We start from the raw sequence: 23,525 nt of genomic DNA, 5'->3' as shown, positions 1-23,525 counted from the left end.
GTCATGGCCGGGCTCGTCCCGGCCATCCACGCTCTTGAAGACGTGGATGCCCGGCACGAGGCCGGGCATGACGACTCGGAGATTGCCGCGCGACGGCCGCGTTACACCCGCATGGGCATCAGGACGTAGAGGGCGCCCTTGGCGTCCTTGTCCTGGATGAGGGTCGGCGAGCCCGGGTCGGCGAGCTTGAGGACCGCTGTGTCGCCCTCGATCTGGGCCGCGATGTCGAGCAGGTAGCGCGAGTTGAAGCCGATATCGATGGGGTCGGCGTCGTAGGCGACCTCGATCTCCTCGGTGGCGCTGCCGGAGTCCGGATTGGTCACCGAGAGGATCAGCTTGCCGCCCGAGACCGACAGCTTGACGGCGCGGCCGCGCTCGCTCGACACCGTCGAGACGCGGTCGACCGCCTGCTCGAAGTCGCGCTTCTCGACCTCCAGGAGCTTGTCGTTGCCGGCCGGGATGACCCGGCCGTAGTCCGGGAAGGTGCCGTCGATCAGCTTGGAGGTGAGCACCACGGGGCCGATGGAGCAGCGGATCTTGGTCGACGACAGCTCGATCTTCACCTCGCCGGAGGGATCCTCGATCAGCCGGTGCACCTCGCCGACCGTCTTGCGCGGGACGATGACGCCCGGCATGCCCTCGGTGCCGGCCGGGGCCGGGAACTCGACCTGGGCGAGGCGGTGGCCGTCGGTCGCGACGGCGCGCAGCGTCGCGACCGGCCCCTCGCCGGCGACGTGCAGGTAGATGCCGTTGAGATAGTAGCGCGTCTCCTCGGTGGAGATGGCGAACTGGGTCTTGTCGATCAGCCGCTTGAGGTCGGACGCCGGCATCGCGAAGGCGTGCGTCATCTCGCCGGCGGCGAGATCCGGGAAGTCGCTCTCCGGCAGCGTCTGCAGCGTGAACTTGGAGCGCCCGGCCCGGATCGTCAGCACGGCGCGGTCGCCGGTGGCGTCGAGCGTCACCTGGGTGCCCTCGGGCAGCTTGCGGACGATCTCGTAGAACATGTGCGCCGGCACCGTGGTGACGCCGCCCGACGCCACCTCGGCCGGGATCGTCTCGATGATCTCGAGGTCGAGGTCGGTCGCCTTGAAGGACAGCTCCGAACGGTCGGCGCGGATCAGGACGTTGGCGAGGATCGGGATGGTGTTGCGCCGCTCGACCACGCGGTGGACATGCGACAGCGATCGCAAGAGCTCGGATCGCTCGACCGTGACCTTCATGCGGAACCCCGCTCGACTGGATACGCGCGCTCGACTGGATACGCGTACACGACTGAAGACGCTCGTGGCCCGGACGACCCCGGGCCGGGCCGCCTGCTCACCTGGGACCCGGATGGGCGCCGGGGCGCGCCGGAACACGGGAAAGTGCCGCGCCGGCGCGGATTCGGCAAGGGTAACGACGGCGAACCCCAGGAATATTCCAGGCTTTCGGGGCACCTCGGGGGCCCCGGCGGCTCACAGCGCGATGCCGCCCGGTGGCGTCTCGATGCCGGCCCGGTAGGCGCGCAGCTGGTCGACCCGGCTCCACGGGGTGAGGTGGTGGGCGGCGATATGGGCGCGCGCCGCGGTGGCGATGCGGCGCAGCCGCTCGGGGTCGGCGAGCGCCTCCTCGACCACCCGCGTGAGGCTGCCCGGCAGGTCGGCGTCGTAGTGGAGCGCGTGGACGCCCTCGAGCAGCGGGGCGAAGCGCACGATCGTCGGCTGGTTGATCACCGGGACCGAGTAGACCGAGGCCGCCTCGTAGTGGCGGATGCAGTCCCAGCCGAAGCCTTCGGGCGACCAGGTCAGCCAGGCGGATGCCATCCTGCGCATGAACTCGTCGTGCAGCATGCGCGCGTCGGCGATCACCACGTCCCGGCGCCGCGCCGCCAGCGCCCGCAGCTCCTCGAGCCCGGTGGCCCGCACCGTCGAGGAGTTGGCGGCGACCGCGACGAACAGGCCGATGGTCTTGTCCGGAAACGCCATCTCGGGCAGCGCCGGGCCGTCGCTCGGCAGCCCGATCGCCCACGGCCGCAGCTTCTCGATCCGGGCGCGGTTACGCGGCTTGTTGCGGTAGCGCGTCGACGGCATCTCCGGATGGCAGGTGCGCTGGAACACCTGCCAGCGGTCGATCGGCAGCTCGCGCTTGAAGTACCAGGTGCAGCGGTCGAGCAGGAAGGCGTTGCAGCACGGGATGGTGCGCATGTCGTCGCCGTCGACCACGATCACGATCATGCGGCGAGGCAGGAGCCGGATCGCCTGGATGCCGAACAGGCGGACGAGGCGGGCCCAGGGCCGCGGCGGCCAGTGGAACACGCTGCGCAGCGGCCGCCAGTGCCAGGGCGGATGGCGGGTCGCCGGATGCACCACGATGGTGTCGATCTCGTAGCGCCACGCCCGCCGCCACAGCTGCCAGAACTCCCGCAGCCCGAACTCGCGGACGTTCTCCGGCGTCGGCCGGGCGAGGTCCTCCTCGCTGGTCCACAGGAGCTCGGCATTGGCCGGGTCGACGCGCGCCAGGAGCCCGGCATTGCCGATCTCGACGATCGGCGGCGAGGCTTTGACGGGGTCGGACGCGGTCGGCGGCATCGGAATCTCTCGCTCGGCGTGCGCCGGCGGGGACGCCGGCGTCACGTGCGCGGGACCCTACTCCGGTGCGGCCGGCCGGGTCACGATTCCCATTGTGTCGAAGTGTAACGTGGTTTCGATCGCCGGTCCGGCCGGCCCGGGCGGTCGTGCCGCCCGGGCCGCGCGCCGGCCGCGTCAGTCCTGCAGCTCGCGCTTGATCGCCTCGATCTCCTCGGCAAGCGCGAGATCGGCGCCGACCAGGCCCTCGATCTTGCGGACGGCGTGCAGCACGGTGGTGTGGTCGCGGCCGCCGAACCGCCGCCCGATCTCCGGCAGCGAGCGCAGCGTCAGGGTCTTGGCCAGGTACATGGCGATCTGGCGCGGCCGCACCACGTTGGCGGTGCGCCGGGAGGAGAGCAGGTCGCCGCGGCTGACATTGTAGCGGCGGGCGACGATGCGCTGGATCTCCTCGATCTTCACCTTGCGCGGCTCCTGCGGCCGCACGAGGTCGCGGATCTCGCGCTCGGCGAGCTCCATGGTGATCGGCTGGCCGGTCAGCTTCGAATGGGCGAGCAGGCGGTTGAGCGCCCCTTCGAGGTCGCGGCCGTTGTGGGTGACCGACCGGGCGATGAAGGCGAGCACCGGCGCCGGCACGTCGAAGTCGGCGTGGTGCGACCGGGCGCTCGCCACCCGCGACTGCAGGATCTCGAGCCGCAGATCCTCGCCGAACGACCCCATCTCGACGACGAGCCCGCCGGCGAGCCGCGAGCGGACGCGGTCGTCGAGGTTCTCCAGATCGAGGGGCGGGCGGTCGGCCGCCACCACGACCTGCCGGCCGGCATCGATCATGGCATTGAGGGTGTGGGAGAACTCGGCGAAGGTCGACTTGCCCTGGAGGAACTGCAGGTCGTCGATCAGCAGCACGTCGGTCGCCCGCAGCACCTCCTTGAAGGCCAGGGTCGTCTGGGTGCGCAGCGACGAGACGAAGCCGTACACGAACTTCTCGGCCGTCAGATAGAGCACGCGGCGCTCGCCGCCGGCATTGCCGGCCCAGGCGATCGCCTGCAGCAGGTGGGTCTTGCCGAGACCGACCGAGGCGTGGACGTAGAGCGGATTGAACATCACCGGGTCGCCGCGGCGGGCGCTGGCGAGCTGCTTGGCCGCCGCATGGGCGAGGGTGTTCGAGCGGCCGACCACGAAGGTGTCGAAGGTGAGCCGCGGATCGAGGGGCGAGCCGCCGATGGCGTCGGGGCTGGCGGCAGGCGCCGCGGCGTGGCCGTTGGCGAAGCCGCCGCTGCCGCCGAAGGCGGTCGCGAAATGGGCCGGCGCCGTCTCGCTGCGCACCACCGCGGGCGCGGAGGTGGCCGGGCGCGGCGCCGCGACGGCCGGACGCATCATGGCGGAGCGCACCGACAGGTCGATGCGGCGGACCAGCGGCTCCTCGCCCTGCCAGCACGCCAGCACCCGCTCAGCGTAATGGGACTGGATCCAGCTCTTCAGGAAGCGGGTGGGCACGGACAGCCGCACCGTCTCGGTCTCGACGCTCTCGAGCTCCATCCGGGCGAACCAGCTCGAGAAGATGTCCTCCCCGACCTCCGCCCGCAGACGCCCTTTGACCCGCGTCCAGCGTTCCTGTTGGTTGTTCGTCATCGACATGGCCTCACGCATTCCGCCCCGGGCGGACAACTGACGGTCGGGTGCTCGCGCGCCCGGAGCGGACTCCGTCGCGTTCACACGCGGTGGATCGGGTGGGCGCCGCAGCGCCTCCTGTCGGGAGGGCGCGGACGTCCGCCGCGACGTCAGCTTCCGGGGGGCCAGAGCGTCGCCCGTCCTGCCGCGGACGGGCCATTGAGGCGGGACACCGGCGGGGGAGTCGTCGGAGCGAGATCGGAGGTGCCGGAGCTTGCGGAAGGGATCGACACCGACCGGGTGCCGAATGAATTGTGCCACATTTCAGTCATGTTCGCCCCTGGACTTAAAGTCTGTAGTTCGGCCTCGAAGCCACAGAATTCCCGAGCGTCCGCCAAAGTATCGCTTCGGCGAGCGTCGATCAGTCCTGCTATTTCATGTACAAGAAGGCGGGTCGATACGCCGTACGAGTCTCCGGCACGTTCACGTTGTTACTTAAGACACTGCCTTTCCGTGTGAACGCGACGCCTCTGACTCACGATCTCGACCTCTTCTCAGTGAACCCGCCGTATCGGCAGGGCCTGTCCCCAACCAATACACAGGCCCTCCCCGCCTCGCAATGGCCTGTATGATGAAGCCCCACGCCGGCACAGCCGCAGGCTACCACCCACCCACCGAGGAATCCGCTTGCATATGGCAACTGCCTGTCCATGCGCGGTATTTCATCGTCTTGTGACAAACCGGGTGGGTTAACCAAACCCGTCCCCGACCGGCCCGGCCGGAGAGCCTCCGGCGGGGCGGCGGCCCGAATGCAGAGCGCTCCCCGCCGCATTCACGTTAACATCTTGTTAGGACTTCGAAATCCGTGCGCGCTGAGAGAGGGTAACCCGCGGAAATGGCGGCGCTTTTCGAGAGCCGGGCGGACCGTCATGCCTATACGAGAAACTACGTAGGCGGCCGATCGTCGTTAACTCTCCGACGGGATTGTTGCGCCAGGGCAACATTGATGCGTTCCGGCAACAAAACGCCGCGCTACTCCGTACGGACTTCGGCGGATGTTTCAAATCCGGTCAGTACGACAGTCGACAGCAGCGGCGGCTCATGCGGCGCTGTTCGGATCATCGCAACAGCACCGCAGCGCTTCAAGGCCGGAATGCGACAGCGGCATGGCTGTCACCGTCTTTTTTTGACGGCCGGCCGGGAGGCGCTGGACCGGGGCCGCACCGGATTTTCGCTGTCGCAGCCCGGGGCGTGAGCGCCGCGGCGGGAGAGTCGCGCCAGGACGGTCGGGGGGGCAGGGAACCCGGGTCGGGGGCCGGGGAGCCCGGCCGCCCGTCATCGGCGTCCCGAAACGCCGAAGGCCGGGACGAGCCCGGCCTTCGCAAAACTGTCGGAGAAAGGCGATGTCGCCGTCAGGCGAGCTTGCTCAGCGCATGGGTGAGGCGAGCCACCTTGCGGCTGGCGCTGCGCTTGTGGACGACGCCCTTCTGGGCAGCCCGCATCAGCACCGGCTGGGCCGCCGCGAGGGCCGCCGTGGCCGCCGCCTTGTCGCCGCTCGCCAGCGCGTCCTCGACCTTGCGGACGAAGGTCCGCATGCGCGACCGCCGCGCCTTGTTCACCTCGGTGCGGCGCGCGATCTTGCGGGTGGCCTTCTTGGCGGAAGTCGTGTTGGCCATCTGGCGTAGTCCGTCCGGTTGTCCGTTGCCCGTGATCCGGTTTGGCGCCACGCTCGAAAGGGGCGCACAAAAACCGCCGCGGCACGCCCTCGCGCCGCCGGGTGAGCGACGCTTATAAGTGCGCGCCCCGGCGCCGTCAACGGCCCTCTGTCGGAAGTTTGCGGCGCACGCTATGATTCCCACATCCTTCCCCCCAGCGCGGCCTCTCCCCATGATCCGCTTCGTCTTCCGGTTTGTCGGCCTGTGGATTTTGGCCGCCGCCTTCATTTTCCTGATCTACGACGGCACCAAGTCGATCGCCGCCGGGGTGGTGCTGATCAAGCCGTTCGGCGAGACCTGGAACGACATCCATTCGGGCAGCCTGCAGGCGCTCCAGCCGCTGATGGAGCGCCACTCCCCGTGGCTGTGGGATCCGGCGATGCTCAAGGTCCTGACCGCGCCGACCTGGCTGGTGCTCGGGGTGATCGGCATGATCCTGGTGCTGCTCGGCCGCAAGAAGAAGCCGCTGATCGGCTACGCCCGCCGCTGACCGCCGTCGCGTTCCGGACCTGATCGAGATGTGATCGGCGGCCGGCCTGCGCCGCGCCGTCCGGCGCCCCATATCTCGGACCGGCGGGCCGGGCGCCCGGCGCCGCCCGCCAGAGGCCGCCAGAGAAGGAGACCCCCGATGTTTCTGTTCCGCAAGAAGGCCGAGATGCCGTCCCCGGACGAGATGCTGCCGGGCCGTGCCCAGGCGATTCCGACCGCCTCGCATCACTTCGTCAACGGCCGCGCGTTGAAGGGGCCGTATCCGGACGGGCTCGAGACCGCGATCTTCGGCCTCGGCTGCTTCTGGGGGGCGGAGCGGAAGTTCTGGCAGCTCGGCGACGGGATCCACGTCACCGCGGTCGGCTATGCGGGCGGCGGCACGCCGAACCCGACCTACGAGGAGGTCTGCTCCGGCCGCACCGGCCACAACGAGGTGGTGCTGGTGGTCTTCGATCCGGCGACGATTTCCTACGGGCGCCTGCTGCAGACCTTCTGGGAGAGCCACGACCCGACCCAGGGCATGCGCCAGGGCAACGACGTCGGCACCCAGTACCGGTCCGGCGTCTACGTCACCTCGCCGGCGCAGCGCGCCGCCGCGGTGGCGTCGCGCGACGCGTATCAGGCGGCGCTCTCGGCGCGCGGCTTCGGCACGATCACGACGGAGATTGTGGACGCTCCGCCGTTCTATTTCGCCGAGGACTATCACCAGCAGTATCTCGCCAAGAATCCGGCCGGCTATTGCGGGCTCGGCGGCACCGGCGTGAGCTGCCCGGTGGGCGCCGGAGTGCCGGCGGCCTGAGCGGCGGCCGGGCGGCGGGGCCGTGCGGCGTGACGCGCACGCCGCACGGCCCGCTGAAACCGCAGCGTGCAGGCGTCGAAAACCCGCGTGCGGTGAGGCTTTGTTAACGATAATGGGGTGTTAATCCGGACAGTAGAGTTCATCACCCGTCCGGATTCCCATGCGGCACGTTCGTACCCTGGTCGTGATCCTCGCCGCTCTCGCGGTGTCCGGCTGCGTGACGACGCCGCGCTTCCTGATGCCCGGCCCGCCGGCGCCTCCGCCGTCGATCGACAACGTGGTCTATGGCGGGCCCGGCGACGTGACCGGTGGGATTTCCGGGCCGTCCCCCGCCGTCGCGGCGGCGCTGGTGAAGGCGGACGATCCGGATCCGCCCTACACGCTCGATTCCGGCGACCGCCTGCGTGTCATGGTCTACGGGCAGGACGGTCTCACCAACACCTACGCGGTGGATGCCTCCGGCCGCATCACGCTGCCGCTGATCGGCGGCGTCTCGGCGCGCGGGCGCACCACGGCGGACCTGGCCAAGGTCATCGCCGCCCGGCTGCGCGACGGCTACATCCGCGAGCCGCACGTCGCCGTCGAGGTCGAGGCCTATCGGCCGTTCTTCATCCTCGGCGAGGTGACGTTCCCGGGCCAGTATCCGTTCGTCGCCCACATGTCGGCCGAGACCGCGGTGGCGATCGCCGGCGGCTTCACGCCGCGGGCCTACCGGACCGAGATCGAGATCACCCGGCCGACTCCGCAGGGGCCGGTCCGGCTGAAAGGCCCGATGCTCACCCCGGTGCGTCCGGGCGACACCGTGGTGGTGTCGGAGCGGTGGTTCTGACGCTTCGTCGCGGGCCGCGAGCCTCGTACCGGGAGTTCTCCCAGTCTTCTGCGATTCGCCCCGCCGCTCGTCCCCGCGAGGGCGCCATGGGATGCACGCATCCCAGAAGCGCCGGCGAATTCAACGCGTCGCGTTTTGTCGGCGTCGTCGCCGGGCTTGACGCGGCGATCCACCCGCTTCGAAAAACAGGACTGTTCGCGCAACATGACTGTTCGCGAAGAGTGCATGACTGTTCGCGAAGAGTGATGGACGCGCGGGTCGGGCCCGCGCATGACGGTCGGCATGCGCAGCGCACGATGTGTGCATGCCATAGCGCGAAGGCGGGGACCCGGGGGGCTGCGACGTGCCGCTCCGGGAGTCCCGCTTGCGCCGGACTGAGCGGCGTCGGCTGCTGCCGAAGCGATCAGATCACCGGTGATGCACGGCGAGCCAGACGGTCGGGTGCTCCGGGTCGGTCGCCTCGACGCGGTGGCGGACATGCGCCGGAATGTGGACGTAGTCGCCGGGGGCGAGCGCCCGCGGCGTCGGCTCGGCCTCGAAGCGCAGCGTCGCCGATCCGGTCAGCAGCACCACCCATTCGGCCCAGGCCTGATCGTACCAGAAGCCCGGGGGGCTCGCCTGGCCGTGCGAGACGATGCGCTCGATCTTGAGATCCGGGGTGGCGAGCAGGGTGGCGATCAGCTCCTCGGCCCGCCGCGCCTGCGCCCCGGCGAACAGGTTGCCGCTGGTAATCATTCCGGCTCGCTCCGATCCCGTCCGCCGCGGGCGTCCCGGCGGAACAGGGCGCCTGCCTCGGCCGTTCCCACGGTGATCGAAACGGGGTCCCCTGTCCATTGCCGCCTTCCTCCCTCCCTGCGCTCCTCCTCGGCCGGCCGCTCGCCAACGAGGAGCACGCGGGCCGCAAGGTCGGCCTCGCCACCGGGGTCCCGACGGTCGGGCTCGGCGCCTTCGGGTCGCCGGCCTATGGCCCGGAATCGGCGCTGCTGGTGCTGGCGCCGCTCGGGGCCGTGGGGCTCGCCGTGTTCGCGGCCGTGCAGGGCGCCGTGGTGCTCGTCCTGCTGCTGCTGTGGCTGACCTTCCGGCGTGCGCTGGCAGCGTTTCCGGGAAACGGCGGCGCCTACACGATCGCCCGCGACACGCTGGGGCCTGCCGGCGGGCTGCTCGCCGCCGCCGTGCTGATGCTCGACTACGTGCTCAACGTCGCGGTCGGCATCTCGGCCGGCGTCGCGGCGCTCGTCTCGGCGGTGCCGGCGCTGGCGCCCTACCGCCTGACGCTCTGCCTGGCCGTGCTGGCCCTCCTCACCGTGATCAATATGCGCGGGGCGCTCGACGCCGGGCGCCTGTTCGCGGTGCCGGTCTACGGATTCCTGGCCGCCTTCGCCGTGGTGATCGCGGCCGGCGTCGGGCTGGCGCTCGTGGGGCCGCCGGCTGCCGCGCCCGCGCCGGCCCCCGTCGCGGACGAGGCCGGCGGGTGGACCGTGGTGCTGCTCGCCTATGCGGTCGGCTGCACCGCGATGACCGGGATCGAGGCGGTCGGCAACAGCATCGACACCTTCCGGGATCCGGCCGTGCGGACGGCGCGGCGTGCGCTCGCCATGGTGGTCGTGGTGCTGGCGGTCTTTCTGGTTGCGCTCGCCGTCCTGGTGCCGGCCTTCGGGATCGTCGCGATGCCGCAGACGGCCACGGACTATCGCAGCGTGCTGGCGCAGCTCGCCGCGGCGACGATCGGGCAGGGCGCTCTCTATTTCGTCTGCATGGGCACGCTGCTGTGCGTCCTGGTGCTCTCCGCCCATACGAGCTTCGTCGGCCTGCCGGCCTTCTTCCGCCTGGTGGCGGCGGACGGCTGGCTGCCGCGGCCGTTCGCCGTGCTGGGCCGGCGCCTGGTGCTGACCGTCGGGGTGCTGTTCCTCGCCGCCTGCGCAGGCGCGCTGCTGATCCTGTTCGCGGGCGTGACCGACCGCCTGGTGCCGCTGTTCGCGGCGGCGGCCCTCACCGTCTTCCTGCTCATCCAGCTCGGCATGGCGGTGCACGACCTGCGGGTGCGGAGGCGGGTGGCGCGCGAGCGCGCGGCGGCCCGCCGGGGAGCGGCGTTCAACCTCGCCGTCGACGTCGCCGGCGGGCTCGCGACCGCGATCGCGCTGGTGATCACGATCGTCGCCTGGTTCCTGGCCGGCGTGTGGATCGTGCTGCTCGTCGTGCCCGCCCTCATGGGGCTGCTGGTCGCGGTGCGGCGCTATTACGCCGCGGTCGATCGCGCGCTGAGCAGCCCGGCGCCGCTCGATCTCGCCGACCTGAGGCCGCCGGTCGTGTTGGTCCCGACCGAGGATCTGAGCCGCCTCTCCGACCGGGCGCTCACCTTCGCGCTCGCCATCTCGCCCGACGTGATCGCCGTCCACCTCGCCGCCCTCGAAGGCCCCGGCTCCGAGGACAAGGAGCGGTCGCTGCGCGAATCCTGGGCGACCGACGTCGAGGCACCGGCGCGCGCCGCCGGTCGCGAGCCGCCGCGGCTCGTGACGCTGCGCACGCCCTACCGGCACGTCTACGCGCCGCTGCTCCAGCTGATCGACGGGCTCGCCGACCGGGATCCGGGCCGCCGCATCGCGGTGCTGACGCCCGAGGTGGTGAAGCAGCACTGGTGGCAGTATCCGCTGCACACGCTGCGGGCCCGGCGCATGCGCGCCGGCCTCGTCGCCTATGGCGGCTCGCGCGTCGTGGTGATGAGCATGCCGTGGTATCTCGACGAGCCCGATCCGGCCCGCGCGGCGCGCGAGACGACGCCGGCTCCGTCGCCCGGAATCGCGCCGGTCGCGTGACGCGGGCGACGCCGGATCACTCCGCCGACAGTCCGAGCCGCTTCGAAAGCCAGGCGGCGACGAGGGCCGCCACGGCGTCCTCGCGGCCCTTGTAGAAGTGATCGCAGTCGGGAACGATCTCGACGTCGCACGGGCCGCCGGCGCGGGCCTGGAATTTCTCCGCCGGATAGTGCGCGGCCGGCTCCCGGTCGCCGCGGACGTAGAGAACCGGGCAGGTGATCTGCGGCGCCAGGTCGAGCGTGAACGGCATCGCCGTGATGCGGTCGATGAAGGCTTCCGCCGAGGTTACGTACCACCAGTGCGGCAGGAGGATCAGCTCCTTGCCGCGGCCGGCGGCGACCAGCGCCTCGGCCTGCGCCTTGATCTCGGCGAATCGCTCGCCGGCGAACAGGCCGATCTGGCTCACCCGCTCGTTCTGCTTGCCGCCCGCATGCGCCGACAGCAGCACCAGGCACGGCGTCTTCGGATGCGCCACCACGTGCGGCACCGCCAGCATGCCGCCGTTGCTGTGGCCGATGACGATCGGGGCGTCGTGGCCGCGGTCGGCCAGCCAGGCGGCGGCGAGCCGGTTGTCCTCGATCGCCTCGTGCGTGAGCTGGAAGGCGGCGCCTTCCGCGGCGCGGCTGTCGCGGATCGCGAGGATGTCGTGGCCGCGCCGGTTGAAGGCGAGGCAGGCGAGGCCGAGCCGGGTCAGCGCCGGCGGCAGGAAGCGCGGGGCCCCGGTGTAGAAGTTCATCGTGTTGCCGTGGAACAGCAGCACGGCGCCGCGGATCGGCCGGTCGTCGGGCCAGTGGAACGCGCCGTCGAGCGGCAGCGTGTCGGTCGGGATGGTGATCAGCTCGGTGCGCATGGGCCGGCCTCGGGGGTGTCGCCACGGGGAGAGCGAGAGGCAGCAGACGGAAGGCGCGGAGGAGGGGAGCGGCGGCGGACGGCCGCCGGGGAAGACGAATGCGACACAGGCTGCCGGCGGAGGCGCATGTTGCGCAACCGTCCGGCCACCCGCAGCGGTGCAGGCCTCACGCCGGGCGGGCGAGCCAGGCGGCGATGTCGTCGCGGTGCCGGTTCAGGTAGTGGCGGAACCAGACCGCGTAGTTGTCGGGATTGGCCTGCTGGTCGGCCCAGAGCGCGTCGAACGGCACCCAGGCGTACTCGCTCACCTCGTCCGGCGCCGGCGCAACCGGTCCCTCCCAGGTGCCCCCGAAGGCGTGCACCAGCTCGTCCTCGATGAAGCCGTTGGAGAGCGTCGCGCGGTAGTGCGTCTTGAAGATCGGCGCGAGATCGCAGGCGAAGCCCATCTCCTCGGGGAGCCGGCGCAGCGCCGCGTCGAGCGTCGACTCGCCCGGCCGCGGATGGCTGCAGCAGGTGTTCGCCCACAGCCCGCCCGAGTGGTACTTGGCCGGGTTGCGCCGCTGGATCAGGATCTCGCCGCGCGCGTTGCGGACCAGCACCGAGATGGCGCGATGCGGCAGGCCGCGGCGGTGCACCTCGGTCTTGCCGGCGACGCCGAGCGGGCGGTCGTCGGCATCGACCAGGATGATCTGCTCCTCGGTCGCGGGGTCGGCGATCACATCGACCGGCATTTCTGGCTCTCTCGTGCTGCAGCGCGAAACGACATCCGGCGTCGTGCGCGGCGGCCGCAGTATAGGCGCGGAGGACGGGGCGACAACCCTGCCGCCCGGCCGGCGCGACGCCAAACGGCCGGCGCGGGCGCCGGCCGTGATCGGTTCCGGGAAGGAAGAGTTCGGTTCGACCGCGCTCAGACGGCGGCCGTGATCCACTGCTCGAGCTTCGCCTTGGGCGCCGCGCCGACCTGGCGCGAGGACAGCTCGCCGTTCTTGAACAGCATCAGGGTCGGGATCGACATGATGTTGTACTGCGCCGCGACCTTGGGATTCTCGTCGACGTTGAGCTTGACGATCTTCACCTTGCCGGCGAGCGAGCCGGCGATCTCCTCGAGGGCGGGCGCGATCATGCGGCAGGGGCCGCACCACTCGGCCCAGAAGTCCACCACGACGGGCTTGTCCGACTTCAGCACCTCGGTCTCGAAGTCCTGGTCGGAAACCTTGGTCACGCCCATGCCATACCTCGTTGGGTTCGATGATCGGGCCTGAACGTATGAATGCGCCCCGGGTGCGTCAAGGCGCCGCCGGGTCGACCCCCAGCCGGGCCAGGGCGGCGGCCCGGGCCTCCTCCGAAACTTCCATCAGATCAGGCGTCTCGGTCCACACCAGGGCGGTGCGGACCGGCCGCCCGGGCCACAGCCGGCCGAGCACCGCCGCATAGAGGCCGAGCTGCGCGACATAGTCGGCCGGGGCGTCGGCGAGACGGCGCGGGGCGCCGCGATTCGTCTTGAAGTCGGCGATCAGCACGACCGCGTCCGTCACCGCGAGGCGGTCGACCTGCCCGGAGACGAGGAGCGGCGGCCCCTCGCGCCGGACGAGCCGGCCGAGGATCGGCACCTCGGCCCGGCTGCCGGGGCCGAACAGGGGCGCGAAGCGGGCGTCCCGGAGGATCGCCAGGGTCTCGGCCAGCAGCGCCTCGCGCACCCCTTCGGGCAGCGCGCCGGCGGCGCGGGCCATCACGGCGCGGGCGGTCCCGGCCCGCTCCTCGGGCGCGATCTCGGGCAGCGACTGCAGCAGCCGGTGGGCGAGGCTGCCGCGCAGCCGGGCGGCCCTGCGGGCCGTCTCGGATTCGGCCGTGCGCGGCGCGGTCGTCCGCGGGCCGTCGTCGAGGGCGCGCGACGGCGACACGGTGGCGCGCGACGGCGCCTCGCCGGCGACCGGGCGGCGCAGCCAGGCCGGCTCGGGCGCCGCGGCCGGGACGTCCGCGTCGCGCGGCGCCGGGTCCGGCGCCGGCGCGGGCGGTGCCTCGACCTTGCGGTAGATGCGGACCGGCTCGTCGTGGCCGTCGACGATCTCCTCGACGACGCCCGGCTTCCCCGACAGCTGCGTCCTGATCAGGTCGTGCCAGCAGCCCTCGGGCGGCTTCCGCGCGCCGGCGCAGCCGCAGACGATCAGCCGGTGGGCGGCGCGGGTCATCGCCACGTAGAGAAGGCGCCGGTACTCGTCCTCGGCCTCGCGGGCGGCGGCGCCGCGCGCCGCGGCGACGGCGGGCGGGTCCTGCTCCTTGCGCCCGGCCCACACCGGGGCGCCCGGCGTGCCGGGCGGGAGGCCCTCGGCGGCGAGCGTCAGGAGCCGGGGCGGCCGCGGCCCGGACGGCGGCTGCGTCGTGTCGGCCAGAAAGACCAGCGGCGCCTCCAGGCCCTTGGCGCCGTGCACGGTCATCACCCGCACCTCGTCGCGGATGATCTCCATGTCGCGCTTGATCTCGCTCTCGGCGGCGCGCAGCCAGGCGACGAAACCCTGCAGCGACGGCGTCTCGCGCCGCTCGTAGTCGAGCGCGAGCGACAGGAACTCGTCGATCGCGTCGTTCGCCTCGGGACCGAGCCGGGCGAGGATCTTCGACCGGCCGCCCTCGGCGCCGAGCAGCCAAGCGTAGAAATCGAACGGCCCGCAGCGTCGCGCCGCCTCGGTGCAGCGCGCGAAGCAGGCCGCCGCCGCGGCGAAGGCGGGCTCGTCGCCGGCCGCCTCCTGCAGGGCGGCGTGAAGCGTGCCGCGGCGGCCGTGGGCGAGCCGGAACAGGAGGTCGTCGTCGAAGCCGAACAGCGGGCTCTTGAGCGCGATCGCCAGCGCGAGGTCGTCGGCGGGCAGCAGGATCGCGTCGGCGAGCGCCATCAGGTCGACGACCGCGACGTGCTCGGTCAGCGTCAGCCGGTCGGCGCCGGCGACCGGCACCCGCGCCTCGCCGAGCGCCCGGATCACCGCCTCGAACATGGCGCCGCGCTGGCGCACCAGCACCAGCACGTCGCCGGCGCGCAGCGGCCGGTTCTCGTGCCCGGCCGGCGCGCCGCGGTCGATCAGATCCCGGATCGTCCGGGCGATCTTGCGGGCGAGCTTCACCTGCGGGCTGGTCTCGACCGTCTCGTCGAACGGCGCCGCCCAGCCCTCCGTCTCCTCGCGCGGGTCGGCCGGCGTCAGCGGCCACAGCTCGACGACGCCGGGGGCGGCGTCGGGAAGGGCGATGTGGGGCGGGATGCCGTCGGCGTCCGAGGTGACGCTCGCATACATCTCCTGCGCCGCGAATACCGCGTCCACGGCGCCCAGGATGTTGGCGCCGGAGCGGAACGAATACTTGAAGTCGCGCTTCAGGAAGGTCAGCCCGCTCGCCGCATGCGCCGTCTCGAAATGGCGCCGCATGCGGGCGAACTCCTTCGGCACCGCGCCCTGGAACGAGAAGATCGACTGCTTCTCGTCGCCGACCGCGAAGACGGTGCGGCGCAGGCGGCGGGCCCCTTCGCCGGCCGTGAACTCGGCGACCAGGAGGCGGATGATCTCCCACTGCTTCGGACTGGTGTCCTGCGCCTCGTCGATCAGCACGTGGTCGATGGCGCGGTCGAGCTTGTAGTGCACCCAGCCCGGGGCGGTCCTGCCGAGCAGGTCGAGGGTGCGGTCGATCAGGTCGTCGTAGTCGAGGAAGCCGCGGCGGTTCTTCTCGGCGACGGTGCGGGCGATCACGGCGGCCGCGATGGTCACGAGCGCGGCGGTGCGATCGCGGCAGCGCACGGCGTCGCGCCGCGCCACCAGCGCGACGATGCGGTCGCGCTCGTCGAGCAGCCGCGCGGCGAGCGCCGGGTGCTGGGTGGCGATGCCCTTGGTGACGAGGGATTTCCGCGGCTCCCGCTTGCCGGTGAGGAAGACGTCGAGATACGCCGCGATGCGCTCCGCGCCGCTCGCCGCCGCCGCGGCCGTGAAGCGGGCGCACTGGGTCTGGTCGGTCTTGGTGCCGGCCCGGCAGACCTCGGCGACCGCGGCCCATTCGGAGGACGGCAGCAGCGGCCCCTCGACGATCGCCTTGTCGATCGCCTCGACGGTGTCGTCGGGCGCGACGCCGAGCGACGCCGACAGGTTTTCCAATGCGCCGGGCAGGCCGCCGTGGCGGTCGATCCACGCCGTCAGCGCGTGCCGCCGGAACACCGCCTCGCGCACGAGGTCGCGCAGCGTCTGGTCGGCGGCGGCGCCGAGCGCGGTCGCCAGCGCCCGGCCGAGCGGCGTGTCGCGCGCCGTCGTCGCGTCGAGCAGCACCGCGAGCGTCGCGCGGTCCAGGAGCTCGTCGGTCGCCCGGTCGTCGAGCACGGCGAAATGCGCCGGCACGCCGGCCTCGAACGGAAACCGCTGCAGCAGCCGCGTGCAGAAGGCGTGGATGGTCTCCACCTTCAGGCCGCCCGGTGTGTCGAGCGCCGCCGCGAACAGTTTTCGCGCCTGCTCGCGGTCGGCGGCCGTGATGGTGCCGACGCCGAGGCTTCTCAGCTTCTGATCGAGCGCCGCGTCGTCCAGGGAAATCCAGCCGGCGAGCTGGCCGAACACGCGGTCCGCCATGTTGGCGGCCGCCGCCTTGGTGAAGGTGATGCAGAGGATCTTCGCCGGATCGACGCCGGCCAGCAGCAGCCGGATCACGCGCTGCGCCAGCACGTGGGTCTTGCCCGACCCGGCGTTCGCCGACACGAAGGCCGACACCGCCGGATCCGCCGCCTCGGCCTGCACCCGCGTGACGTCGACCGGAATCGTCTTGGCGCGGCTCATGGGCGGGCTCGAGCTTGGTTCCGTGTCAGGAGAGAACGACCACGTCGCGCATTCAGGGGTTCTCCTCGAGCCCGTGCTGCAGCGAGCGCAAACTCGAGCCCGTCATCCCGAGAGGCTCGACCGCAGGTCGAGCCTCGAAGGATGAACGCCCCAGGCCGTCGCCCTGCGAGGGCCGCGTTGTGCGCGGCCGCCTCAGCGTGAAGGAGAGAGGTCTCGTGAATCGGACTGAAGCTCACTCCCCGCCCCCCTCTCCGGTGGACCATTCCTTGACGCGGGCGAGGTCGTCGTAGGTGCCGTAGCGGCTCTTCCACATGGAGAGCACCAGCGAGCGGTAGGGCGTGGTCTCGTCGTCGAACGTCTTCACCAGCGCGATCAGCTTTCCGAGCGCCCGGTCGGCGGCGGCGTCGGGCGTCTGCGTCTCGAGATCGACCGGGCAGCAGTCGCCGGCCGGGTCGCCGCCGGTCAGCCGCACATAGGCGATCTCGGCGAGCGAGGCGCCGGCCGGCAGGCCCTCGAAGCCGCCGCCGCGCAGGATCGCGCCCTCCAGGGTGAGCTGCGGCGACAGGCCGAGCCGCACCTGCTTCGAGGTCGGCGGCGCGCCGGTCTTGAAGTCGAGGATCGCGAAGCTGCCGTCGGAACGGCGCTCGATGCGGTCGGCCCGCGTCTTCAGCCGGAACGCCCGGCCGTCGCGCAGCGGGATGTCGAGGGTGCCGCGGATCTCGGCCGTGACGGCGGTGCCGTCGGCCCGGCGCTCGCGCTCGAAGCGCACGAACCAGCGGGCGATCTCGGTGAAGCGCGGCCACCAGAAGGCCCGCGCCTCCGGCGTGTCGTCCAGCTTGTCGAACTCCTTGCGGCCGATCTCCAGCAGCGCGGCGAGCGGGTCCTCCGGGAGCGCCTCGGCGTAGCGGGCCGAGAAGGTGCCGATCGCCGCGTGGATGGCGATGCCGCGGTCCTTGACGCCCGGCGGCAGGTCGACCGGGTCGAGCGGCGCCAGCCCGAGAATGTGCTTGGCGTAGATCGTGTACGGGTCGCGCAGCCAGTGCTCGATCTCGGTGACCGAGAGCGACACCGGGCGCGCGTCGCGCGGCGGCCTCGGCTCCGGCCGCGGCACCCGCTTCGGCGGCCCCTCCGGCCGGTCGAGTTTTCGCGCGAGATCGAGCCAGGCCTCGCCCCTTCGCACCACGTCTGTCCAGGCCGGCCCGGCCACGGCGGCGAGCCGCTGCAGGAACCGCGAGGCCGCGACCGGGGCGCCGCCGACCTTGCCGGGCCGCGTCAGCACCACCTCGGGCGCGGAGCCGGCGAGCTGGGCGAAGTCGTGCGCCGAGAGGCCGATGCGCCGCTCCGGCAGGTCGAGGCCCAGCGCGTGGCGCATGCCGCGGCTGAGCCAGGGGTCGCTGGTGGCGGCCGGCGGCCACACCCCTTCGGCGAGGCCGCCCAGCACGAAGCGGTCGACCGTGACGAGGCGGGCCTCGAGCAGGCCGAGAATGTGCAGGCGGGCGCCCGGCACCGGCGGCGGCCGCACCACGCGGTCGGCGACCGCGGTGCGGAACAGCTCGGCATAGTCCTCGGTCGCCACCGGAAAGCCTTGGGCCGCCTCCTCGTCGGCGAGCGCCTCGAAGGTGTCGGCGAGCGCGTTGCCGTCCGGACCGGCGAAGGCCTCGACGCCGCCGCCGCCGTCGGACAGCGCCTCGACGACCTGCCGGTGCGCCGCGGCGAGGACCGCCAGCGGCTGCGGCTTTCGCGAATCGAGCGTTTCGAGCGGCGCCAGCGCCGCGGTCAGCCGCTCGACCAGGGCCGTCGCGGCGGCGAGCTCGTGCGGCTGCAGCCGGGCCCGCGGATCGGCCGGATGGATCGCCGACTCCTCGCCGGCCTGCAGCTTCGCCACCTCGCGGCACACCGTCGCCAGCGCATGGGCGAGGCCGGCCGTGCCGGGGCGAGGCCGGGGCCCGCGCAGCGCGGCGCGCTCCAGCGCCGCCACGGCGCGGCCGTGCTCCGGCGCGTCGCGGCCGAGCCGGGCGAGCGGATGCTTGAGCAGCGCCAGCAGCGGCACCGGAGCGACGTCGTCCAGCGCCGTCTCGGCGGCGAGGCGGGCGAACACGCCGGCCGGCGCGTCGGCGAGCGGCTGGCCGCCGGTGTCCGAGACCGTCACGCCCCAGCGGCCGAGCGCGGCGGCGACCCGCCGGGCGAGCGCCCGGTCGGGGGTCGCCAGCGCCGCGGTGCGGCCGGGATGCTCCAGCGTCTCGCGCAGCACCACGGCGATGGCGAGCGCCTCCTCCTCGGCATTGGCGGCCTCGATCACGGATAGGCCCGGCAGGCCGTCCCGCACGGCGCCGGTGAAGTCCTCGGCCAGCAGCCGCTGCTGCCACAGATGCGTGGTCGGCGCCGGCCGCAGCGCCTCCGACATCAGCGCGGCACGGTCGTGCCGGGGACTCGCGCCGAGCACGACGATCTCGCCGCGCCTCAGGCCGATCGTCTCCAGGAGCCCGTGCAGGGCGAACTGCGGATGGCCCGATTCGGGCTCCGGGGCGAGGCCGGAGCCGTCGGCGAGGCCGGCGATGGCGTCCCAGGAGGCGTCGTCGAGCGCCGTGTCGAGGCCGGGCAGAACCACGGCGCCGTGCGGCAGCCGGGCGACCGTGGCGATGAAGCGGGCCGTCGCCGGCATCGAGCCGGTCGAGCCGGCGACGATCACGGGCCCCTCGGCGCGCGCCGCCACACGGGCGGCCTCGGCCCGGATCAGGAGGTCGCGGCGGGCGGCCGGCTCGATGGTCTGGCGCTCGGCCAGCACGGCCGGCCAGTGCTCGCGGGCGACCCGCAGGAAATCCAGGGTCAGGCCCCAGTAGCGGTCGTGCTCGTCCGGCACGAGCGTGTCGAGCGCCGTCCAGGGCACGTCGCGCGTCGTCATGTCGTCGATCAGCCGCGCGAGCTGGTCGGCCATGGCCAGCGCCGCCGCCGGGGTGTCGACCACCACGGGCGCCTCCCCGGCCGTCTTCGGCCGCAGGCTCCTGGCCCAGGCGAGGACCAGCCGGGCGAGCAGCAGCCGCCGCGACAGGCCGGGCAGGGCGGGCGGCAGCTCCAGCGCCTCGGGCAGGGCGCCTCCCTCGGTGGCCGGCCCGGCCGGTCCGGCGGCCGAGAAGGCGAGCTCGTCCTCGTCGATGTCGCCGAGCGCGACGATGCGGGGCAGCACGGCGCCGTCGCGCCCGGCCGCCTCGAACAGGATCTCCCGGGCGGTCCGGCAGGCCCGGCGGGTCGGCAGGTAGAGCGTCACCGCGGCGAGCGCCAGCGGGTCGGCCGCGGGCGCAAAGCCCGGCACCAGCCGGCCCTCCAGGAGGGCGGCGGCGAGTGTGGGCAAGAACGGCACGGCGGCCGGAATGGTGAACACGCGGGGCAGGGAAGCCATGTCCCACCTTAACCGGATTCGGCCCACCATCGTGCAGGGCTCGGCCCCGGCGGACGGGCCGGGGACGGGCGGCCGAAATGGCCGCGCGGGTCCGCATTTGCCTTTCTTGTGCGGCCCTGCGGTTCCGACTAGTGTGCCGGGTCGCCGGGCTTCGGGTTCGGCACCAGTCCCGGAACGGCAAGCTTTCCAGAGATTTGGTAGACCGGCCGGCAGCTCCGTCGGCGGCGGCAGGAGGGATCGGCGCGCGGCCGCGCGCGGCCCCAAGGCAGCGAGAGGACGCGTGCAGTACATCTCCACCCGCGGCGAGGCGCCGCCGCTCGGCTTCATGGACGTGACCCTGGCCGGGCTCGCCCGCGACGGCGGTCTCTACGTCCCCGAGACGTGGCCCGGGCTCGACGCCGCGACCATCGCGGGCTTCGCCGGCCGTCCCTATGCGGAAGTGTTCGCCGAGGTGGTGATGCCGTTCGTCGGCGACCAGCTCGCGGCGACCGACCTCGCCCGCATGGCCCGCGAGGCCTATGACAGCTTCCGCCATCCGGCCGTGGTGCCGCTCGTCCAGGTGGCCCCGTCGACCTTCGTGCTCGAGCTGTTCCACGGGCCGACGCTCGCCTTCAAGGACCTCGCCATGCAGGTCCTGTCGCGGCTGATGGACCACGCGCTCATGGCGCGCGGCGAGCGCTCCACCATCGTGGTGGCGACCTCGGGCGACACCGGCGGCGCCGCCGTCGAGGCGTTCCGCGGCTCGGCCCAGGCGGATCTGTTCGTGCTGTTCCCGCAGGGGCGCATCTCCGACGTCCAGCGCCGGATGATGACCACGGCGGCCGCCGACAACGTCCATGCGCTCGCCATCGAGGGCACGTTCGACGACTGCCAGGCGATCGTGAAGGGCCTGTTCAACGACCACCCGTTCCGCGACGGGGTGCGGCTCTCCGGCGTCAACTCGATCAACTTCGCCCGCCTGGTCGCCCAGGTCGTGTATTACTTCGCCGCCGCCGCCGCCCTCGGCGCGCCGCACCGGAAGGTGGCGTTCACGGTGCCGACCGGCAATTTCGGCGACGTGTTCTCGGGCTATGTGGCGGCCCGCATGGGCCTGCCGGTCGACAAGCTCCTGGTCGCCACCAACGTCAACGACATCCTCGCGCGGACGCTGGCCACCGGCACCTACCAGGTGCGCGACGTGGTGCCGACCTCCTCGCCCTCGATGGACATCCAGGTGTCGTCGAACTTCGAGCGGCTGCTGTTCGAGGCGTGCGAGCGCGACCCCAAGCCGGTGCGCGCCGCCATGGCGTCGCTCGCCCGCAGCCAGAGCTTCTCGGTCACGGCCCGCTCGCTCGGCGCCATGCGGGCGCTGTTCTCGGCCGACCGCGCCGCCGAGGAGGAGGTCGCCGCGACCATCCGCACGGTGCGGCGCGAGGCCGGCTATCTGGTCGATCCGCACACGGCGGTCGCGCTGGCGGTCGCCGAGAAGGAGCCGCGCGACCCGTCGGTGCCGATGGTCGTGCTCTCGACCGCCCATCCGGCCAAGTTTCCGGACGCCGTCGAGGCCGCCTGCGGCATCCGCCCGGCGCTGCCGGACTGGCTCGCCGATCTCGGCGGCCGCACCGAGCATTCGACCGTGCTGCCGGCCGACCAGTCCGCCGTCGCGCGTTACATCCAGAGCCACAGCCGCGCGGCGAGCGCGGGCGCAGGAGCAGCCGCATGACCGTCGAGGTGTCGCGTCTTCCGTCCGGCCTGGTCGTCGTCACCGACGACATGCCGCATCTCGAGACGGCGTCCCTCGGCGTCTGGGTCAACTGCGGCAGCCGCCACGAGCGGCCGGACGAGCACGGCATCTCACACTTCCTCGAGCACATGGCGTTCAAGGGCACGGACAGCCGCACCGCCCGCCAGATCGCCGAGGAGATCGAGGCTGTGGGCGGCGACCTCAACGCCGCGACCGGCGTCGAGGTGACGGCCTACTACGCCCGCATGCTGCGCGAGGACGTGCCGCTGGCGCTCGAGGTGCTGGCCGACATCCTGTCGCACCCGCGCTTCGACGACAACGAGATCGTCCGCGAGAAGAACGTCATCATCCAGGAGATCGGCGCCCTCGAGGACACGCCCGACGACCTGGTGTTCGACTTCCTGCAGGCGACCGCCTATGCGGGCCAGCCGGTCGGCCGCTCGATCCTCGGCACCCCGGCGACCGTGCGGTCGATCGATGCGTCGATGCTGCGTGACTATCTGGGCCGCAACTATCGCGGGCCCGGCACCGTGGTGGCGGCGGCGGGGGCGGTGAACCACCGGGCGATCGTCGAGAAGGTCGACCGGCTGTTCGGCGGCTTCGCCGGCCCGGCGCCGGGCCGGCCGGAGGCGGCGCATTTCCACGGCGGCGTCCATGTCGAGCGCCGCGACCTCGAGCAGGCCCATCTGGCGCTGGCGCTGGAAGGCGTGCCGCAGCGCGACCCGACCCTCTACAGCCTGCAGGTGTTCACCAACGTGCTCGGCGGCGGGATGTCGTCGCGGCTGTTCCAGGAGGTCCGCGAGACCCGCGGCCTGTGCTACTCGATCTACTGCTTCCACTCGCCCTATGCCGACACCGGCCTGTTCGGGCTCTATGCCGGCACCGACGCCGCCGACGCCAAGGAGCTGATGCGGGTCGTGGTCGACGAGATGGAGGCGGCCGCCCACGGCCTCACCGAGGCCGAGGTCGCCCGCGCCAAGGCGCAGATGAAGTCGGGCCTGCTGATGGCGCTGGAGAGCTCCGGCGCGCGGGCCGAGCAGCTCGCCCGCCAGATGATCATCCACGACCGGGTGATGCCGGTGGAGGAGATCGTCGCGCGGGTGGACGCCGTGACGGTGGAGAGCGCGCGGGCCGCCGGACGGGCCCTGCTCGCCCGTTCGCGCCCGGCTGTCGCCGCCCTCGGCCCCGGCGGGCTTGAATCGGCGGCGGCGATCGCCGAAAGTCTCGCCCTGAAGGCCGCGTGACCGCGCCGGTGCCCGACACCGGCCCCGGCCATCGCGAGCTCGAGACCGCGACCCGGATCATGGCGTTCTTCCGCACCGTGAGTCTCGCCGAACCGGCGGGAACCATCGAGGGCAAGGGGGTGGTCCTGCGGCCGCCCCAGATGTCCGATTTCGAGGAATGGGCGGCGCTGCGCGAGCGGAGCCGGGCGTTCCTGACGCCGTGGGAGCCGACCTGGCCGATGGACGACCTCACCCGCGGCGCCTTCCGCCGCCGGCTGAAGCGTTACGCCGAGGACCAGCGGGCCGATCAGTCCTACGCCTTCTTCATCTTCCGGAGCCCCGACCGGGCGCTGGTCGGCGGGCTGACGCTGGCCAATGTCCGGCGCGGCGTCGCCCAGGCCGGCAGCATCGGCTACTGGATGGGCGAGCCGTTCGCGCGCCGCGGCTTCATGACCGAGGCGGTGCGGGCGCTGATCCCCTACGCCTTCTCGGCGCTGCGGCTGCACCGGCTGGAGGCGGCCTGCATCCCGACCAACACGCCCTCGATGCGGCTCCTCGAGTCCTGCGGCTTCGAGCGCGAGGGCTACGCACGCCAGTATCTCTGCATCAACGGGCTGTGGCAGGACCACCTGCTCTACGCCCGGCTGAAGGACGATCCACAGCGGTGACCGCGGCGGACCGGCATGGCCGGCCCGTGGCCGGGTGCCTTGCGTCCGCCACGGT

Annotated in this window: 17 protein-coding genes; 7 read left to right on the top strand and 10 right to left on the bottom strand. The window is 72.4% G+C overall.

Features of this window, described 5'->3' with window-relative positions:
- Positions 1-101 precede the first annotated feature (101 nt).
- The 4 genes from dnaN to rpsT all read right to left on the bottom strand — a co-directional run bounded on the left by dnaN (position 102) and on the right by rpsT (position 5,851).
- Positions 102-1,220 (bottom strand): DNA polymerase III subunit beta, encoded by a 1,119-nt coding sequence (dnaN, locus tag J2S22_RS05305; protein ID WP_272779293.1) that lies wholly within the window; start codon positions 1,218-1,220, stop codon positions 102-104.
- A gap of 234 nt (positions 1,221-1,454) precedes the next feature.
- On the bottom strand, positions 1,455-2,567 hold the full coding sequence (locus tag J2S22_RS05300; protein WP_272779294.1) for a glycosyltransferase family 1 protein: 1,113 nt from the start codon (positions 2,565-2,567) through the stop codon (positions 1,455-1,457).
- A 174-nt stretch (positions 2,568-2,741) separates the two neighbouring features.
- The gene (dnaA, locus tag J2S22_RS05295) at positions 2,742-4,196 is read right to left on the bottom strand and encodes a chromosomal replication initiator protein DnaA (RefSeq protein ID WP_272779295.1); all 1,455 of its coding nucleotides are present in this window, start codon (positions 4,194-4,196) and stop codon (positions 2,742-2,744) included.
- 1,391 nt (positions 4,197-5,587) lie between these two features.
- The gene (gene rpsT, locus J2S22_RS05290; RefSeq protein ID WP_272779296.1) at positions 5,588-5,851 is read right to left on the bottom strand and encodes a 30S ribosomal protein S20; all 264 of its coding nucleotides are present in this window, start codon (positions 5,849-5,851) and stop codon (positions 5,588-5,590) included.
- A 211-nt stretch (positions 5,852-6,062) separates the two neighbouring features.
- Here rpsT and J2S22_RS05285 point away from each other — a divergent pair, with 211 nt between their 5' ends.
- The 3 genes from J2S22_RS05285 (at position 6,063) to J2S22_RS05275 (ending at position 8,007) form a co-directional block, all read left to right on the top strand.
- Complete coding sequence (locus J2S22_RS05285; protein ID WP_272779297.1) at positions 6,063-6,380, top strand: hypothetical protein; 318 nt, start codon at positions 6,063-6,065, stop codon at positions 6,378-6,380.
- Positions 6,381-6,518: 138 nt separating this feature from the next.
- Positions 6,519-7,178, top strand: coding sequence for a peptide-methionine (S)-S-oxide reductase MsrA (msrA, locus tag J2S22_RS05280; protein ID WP_272779298.1), 660 nt, complete (start codon positions 6,519-6,521; stop codon positions 7,176-7,178).
- A 160-nt stretch (positions 7,179-7,338) separates the two neighbouring features.
- The gene (locus J2S22_RS05275) at positions 7,339-8,007 is read left to right on the top strand and encodes a polysaccharide biosynthesis/export family protein (protein WP_272777244.1); all 669 of its coding nucleotides are present in this window, start codon (positions 7,339-7,341) and stop codon (positions 8,005-8,007) included.
- A 408-nt stretch (positions 8,008-8,415) separates the two neighbouring features.
- Here J2S22_RS05275 and J2S22_RS05270 read toward each other — a convergent pair whose 3' ends face one another.
- Positions 8,416-8,742, bottom strand: coding sequence for a cupin domain-containing protein (locus tag J2S22_RS05270; protein WP_272777243.1), 327 nt, complete (start codon positions 8,740-8,742; stop codon positions 8,416-8,418).
- Positions 8,743-8,840: 98 nt separating this feature from the next.
- Between J2S22_RS05270 and J2S22_RS05265 the strand changes: the two genes are divergently transcribed.
- The gene (locus J2S22_RS05265) at positions 8,841-10,820 is read left to right on the top strand and encodes an APC family permease (protein ID WP_272777242.1); all 1,980 of its coding nucleotides are present in this window, start codon (positions 8,841-8,843) and stop codon (positions 10,818-10,820) included.
- Between the two features lie 16 nt (positions 10,821-10,836).
- Here the strand turns inward: J2S22_RS05265 and J2S22_RS05260 are convergent, their stop codons facing one another.
- The 5 genes from J2S22_RS05260 to addB form a co-directional block, all read right to left on the bottom strand.
- Positions 10,837-11,670 carry an alpha/beta hydrolase gene (locus J2S22_RS05260; RefSeq protein ID WP_272777241.1) on the bottom strand — a complete coding sequence of 278 codons (834 nt, stop codon included), beginning with the start codon at positions 11,668-11,670 and terminating at the stop codon, positions 10,837-10,839.
- 166 nt (positions 11,671-11,836) lie between these two features.
- Positions 11,837-12,400, bottom strand: a complete 564-nt coding sequence (gene idi / locus J2S22_RS05255) for an isopentenyl-diphosphate Delta-isomerase (RefSeq protein ID WP_272777240.1) — start codon at positions 12,398-12,400, stop codon at positions 11,837-11,839.
- A 176-nt stretch (positions 12,401-12,576) separates the two neighbouring features.
- Positions 12,577-12,897, bottom strand: coding sequence for a thioredoxin (gene trxA / locus J2S22_RS05250; protein WP_272777239.1), 321 nt, complete (start codon positions 12,895-12,897; stop codon positions 12,577-12,579).
- 58 nt (positions 12,898-12,955) lie between these two features.
- Complete coding sequence (addA, locus tag J2S22_RS05245; RefSeq protein ID WP_272777238.1) at positions 12,956-16,459, bottom strand: double-strand break repair helicase AddA; 3,504 nt, start codon at positions 16,457-16,459, stop codon at positions 12,956-12,958.
- A 232-nt stretch (positions 16,460-16,691) separates the two neighbouring features.
- Positions 16,692-19,856 carry a double-strand break repair protein AddB gene (gene addB, locus J2S22_RS05240; RefSeq protein ID WP_272777237.1) on the bottom strand — a complete coding sequence of 1,055 codons (3,165 nt, stop codon included), beginning with the start codon at positions 19,854-19,856 and terminating at the stop codon, positions 16,692-16,694.
- A gap of 280 nt (positions 19,857-20,136) precedes the next feature.
- Between addB and thrC the strand changes: the two genes are divergently transcribed.
- From thrC to J2S22_RS05225, 3 genes are read left to right on the top strand one after another with little or no spacing between them, the layout of a single operon-like run.
- On the top strand, positions 20,137-21,558 hold the full coding sequence (gene thrC / locus J2S22_RS05235; RefSeq protein ID WP_272777236.1) for a threonine synthase: 1,422 nt from the start codon (positions 20,137-20,139) through the stop codon (positions 21,556-21,558).
- Positions 21,555-22,823: a M16 family metallopeptidase gene (locus tag J2S22_RS05230; protein ID WP_272777235.1), complete on the top strand. Its 1,269-nt coding sequence runs from the start codon at positions 21,555-21,557 to the stop codon at positions 22,821-22,823. Before thrC ends, J2S22_RS05230 begins: the two co-directional genes overlap by 4 nt.
- A gap of 59 nt (positions 22,824-22,882) precedes the next feature.
- Positions 22,883-23,470 (top strand): GNAT family N-acetyltransferase, encoded by a 588-nt coding sequence (locus tag J2S22_RS05225; protein ID WP_272777249.1) that lies wholly within the window; start codon positions 22,883-22,885, stop codon positions 23,468-23,470.
- The last annotated feature ends 55 nt before the right edge of the window (positions 23,471-23,525 follow it).

Origin of the sequence: Rhodoplanes tepidamans (assembly GCF_030813915.1) — a bacterium.
In the GTDB taxonomy this organism is placed as follows: Bacteria; Pseudomonadota; Alphaproteobacteria; order Rhizobiales; family Xanthobacteraceae; genus Rhodoplanes; species Rhodoplanes tepidamans.
The sequence above is the reverse complement of the archived record's forward strand: the minus strand, read 5'-3'. Positions and strand labels throughout refer to the sequence as shown.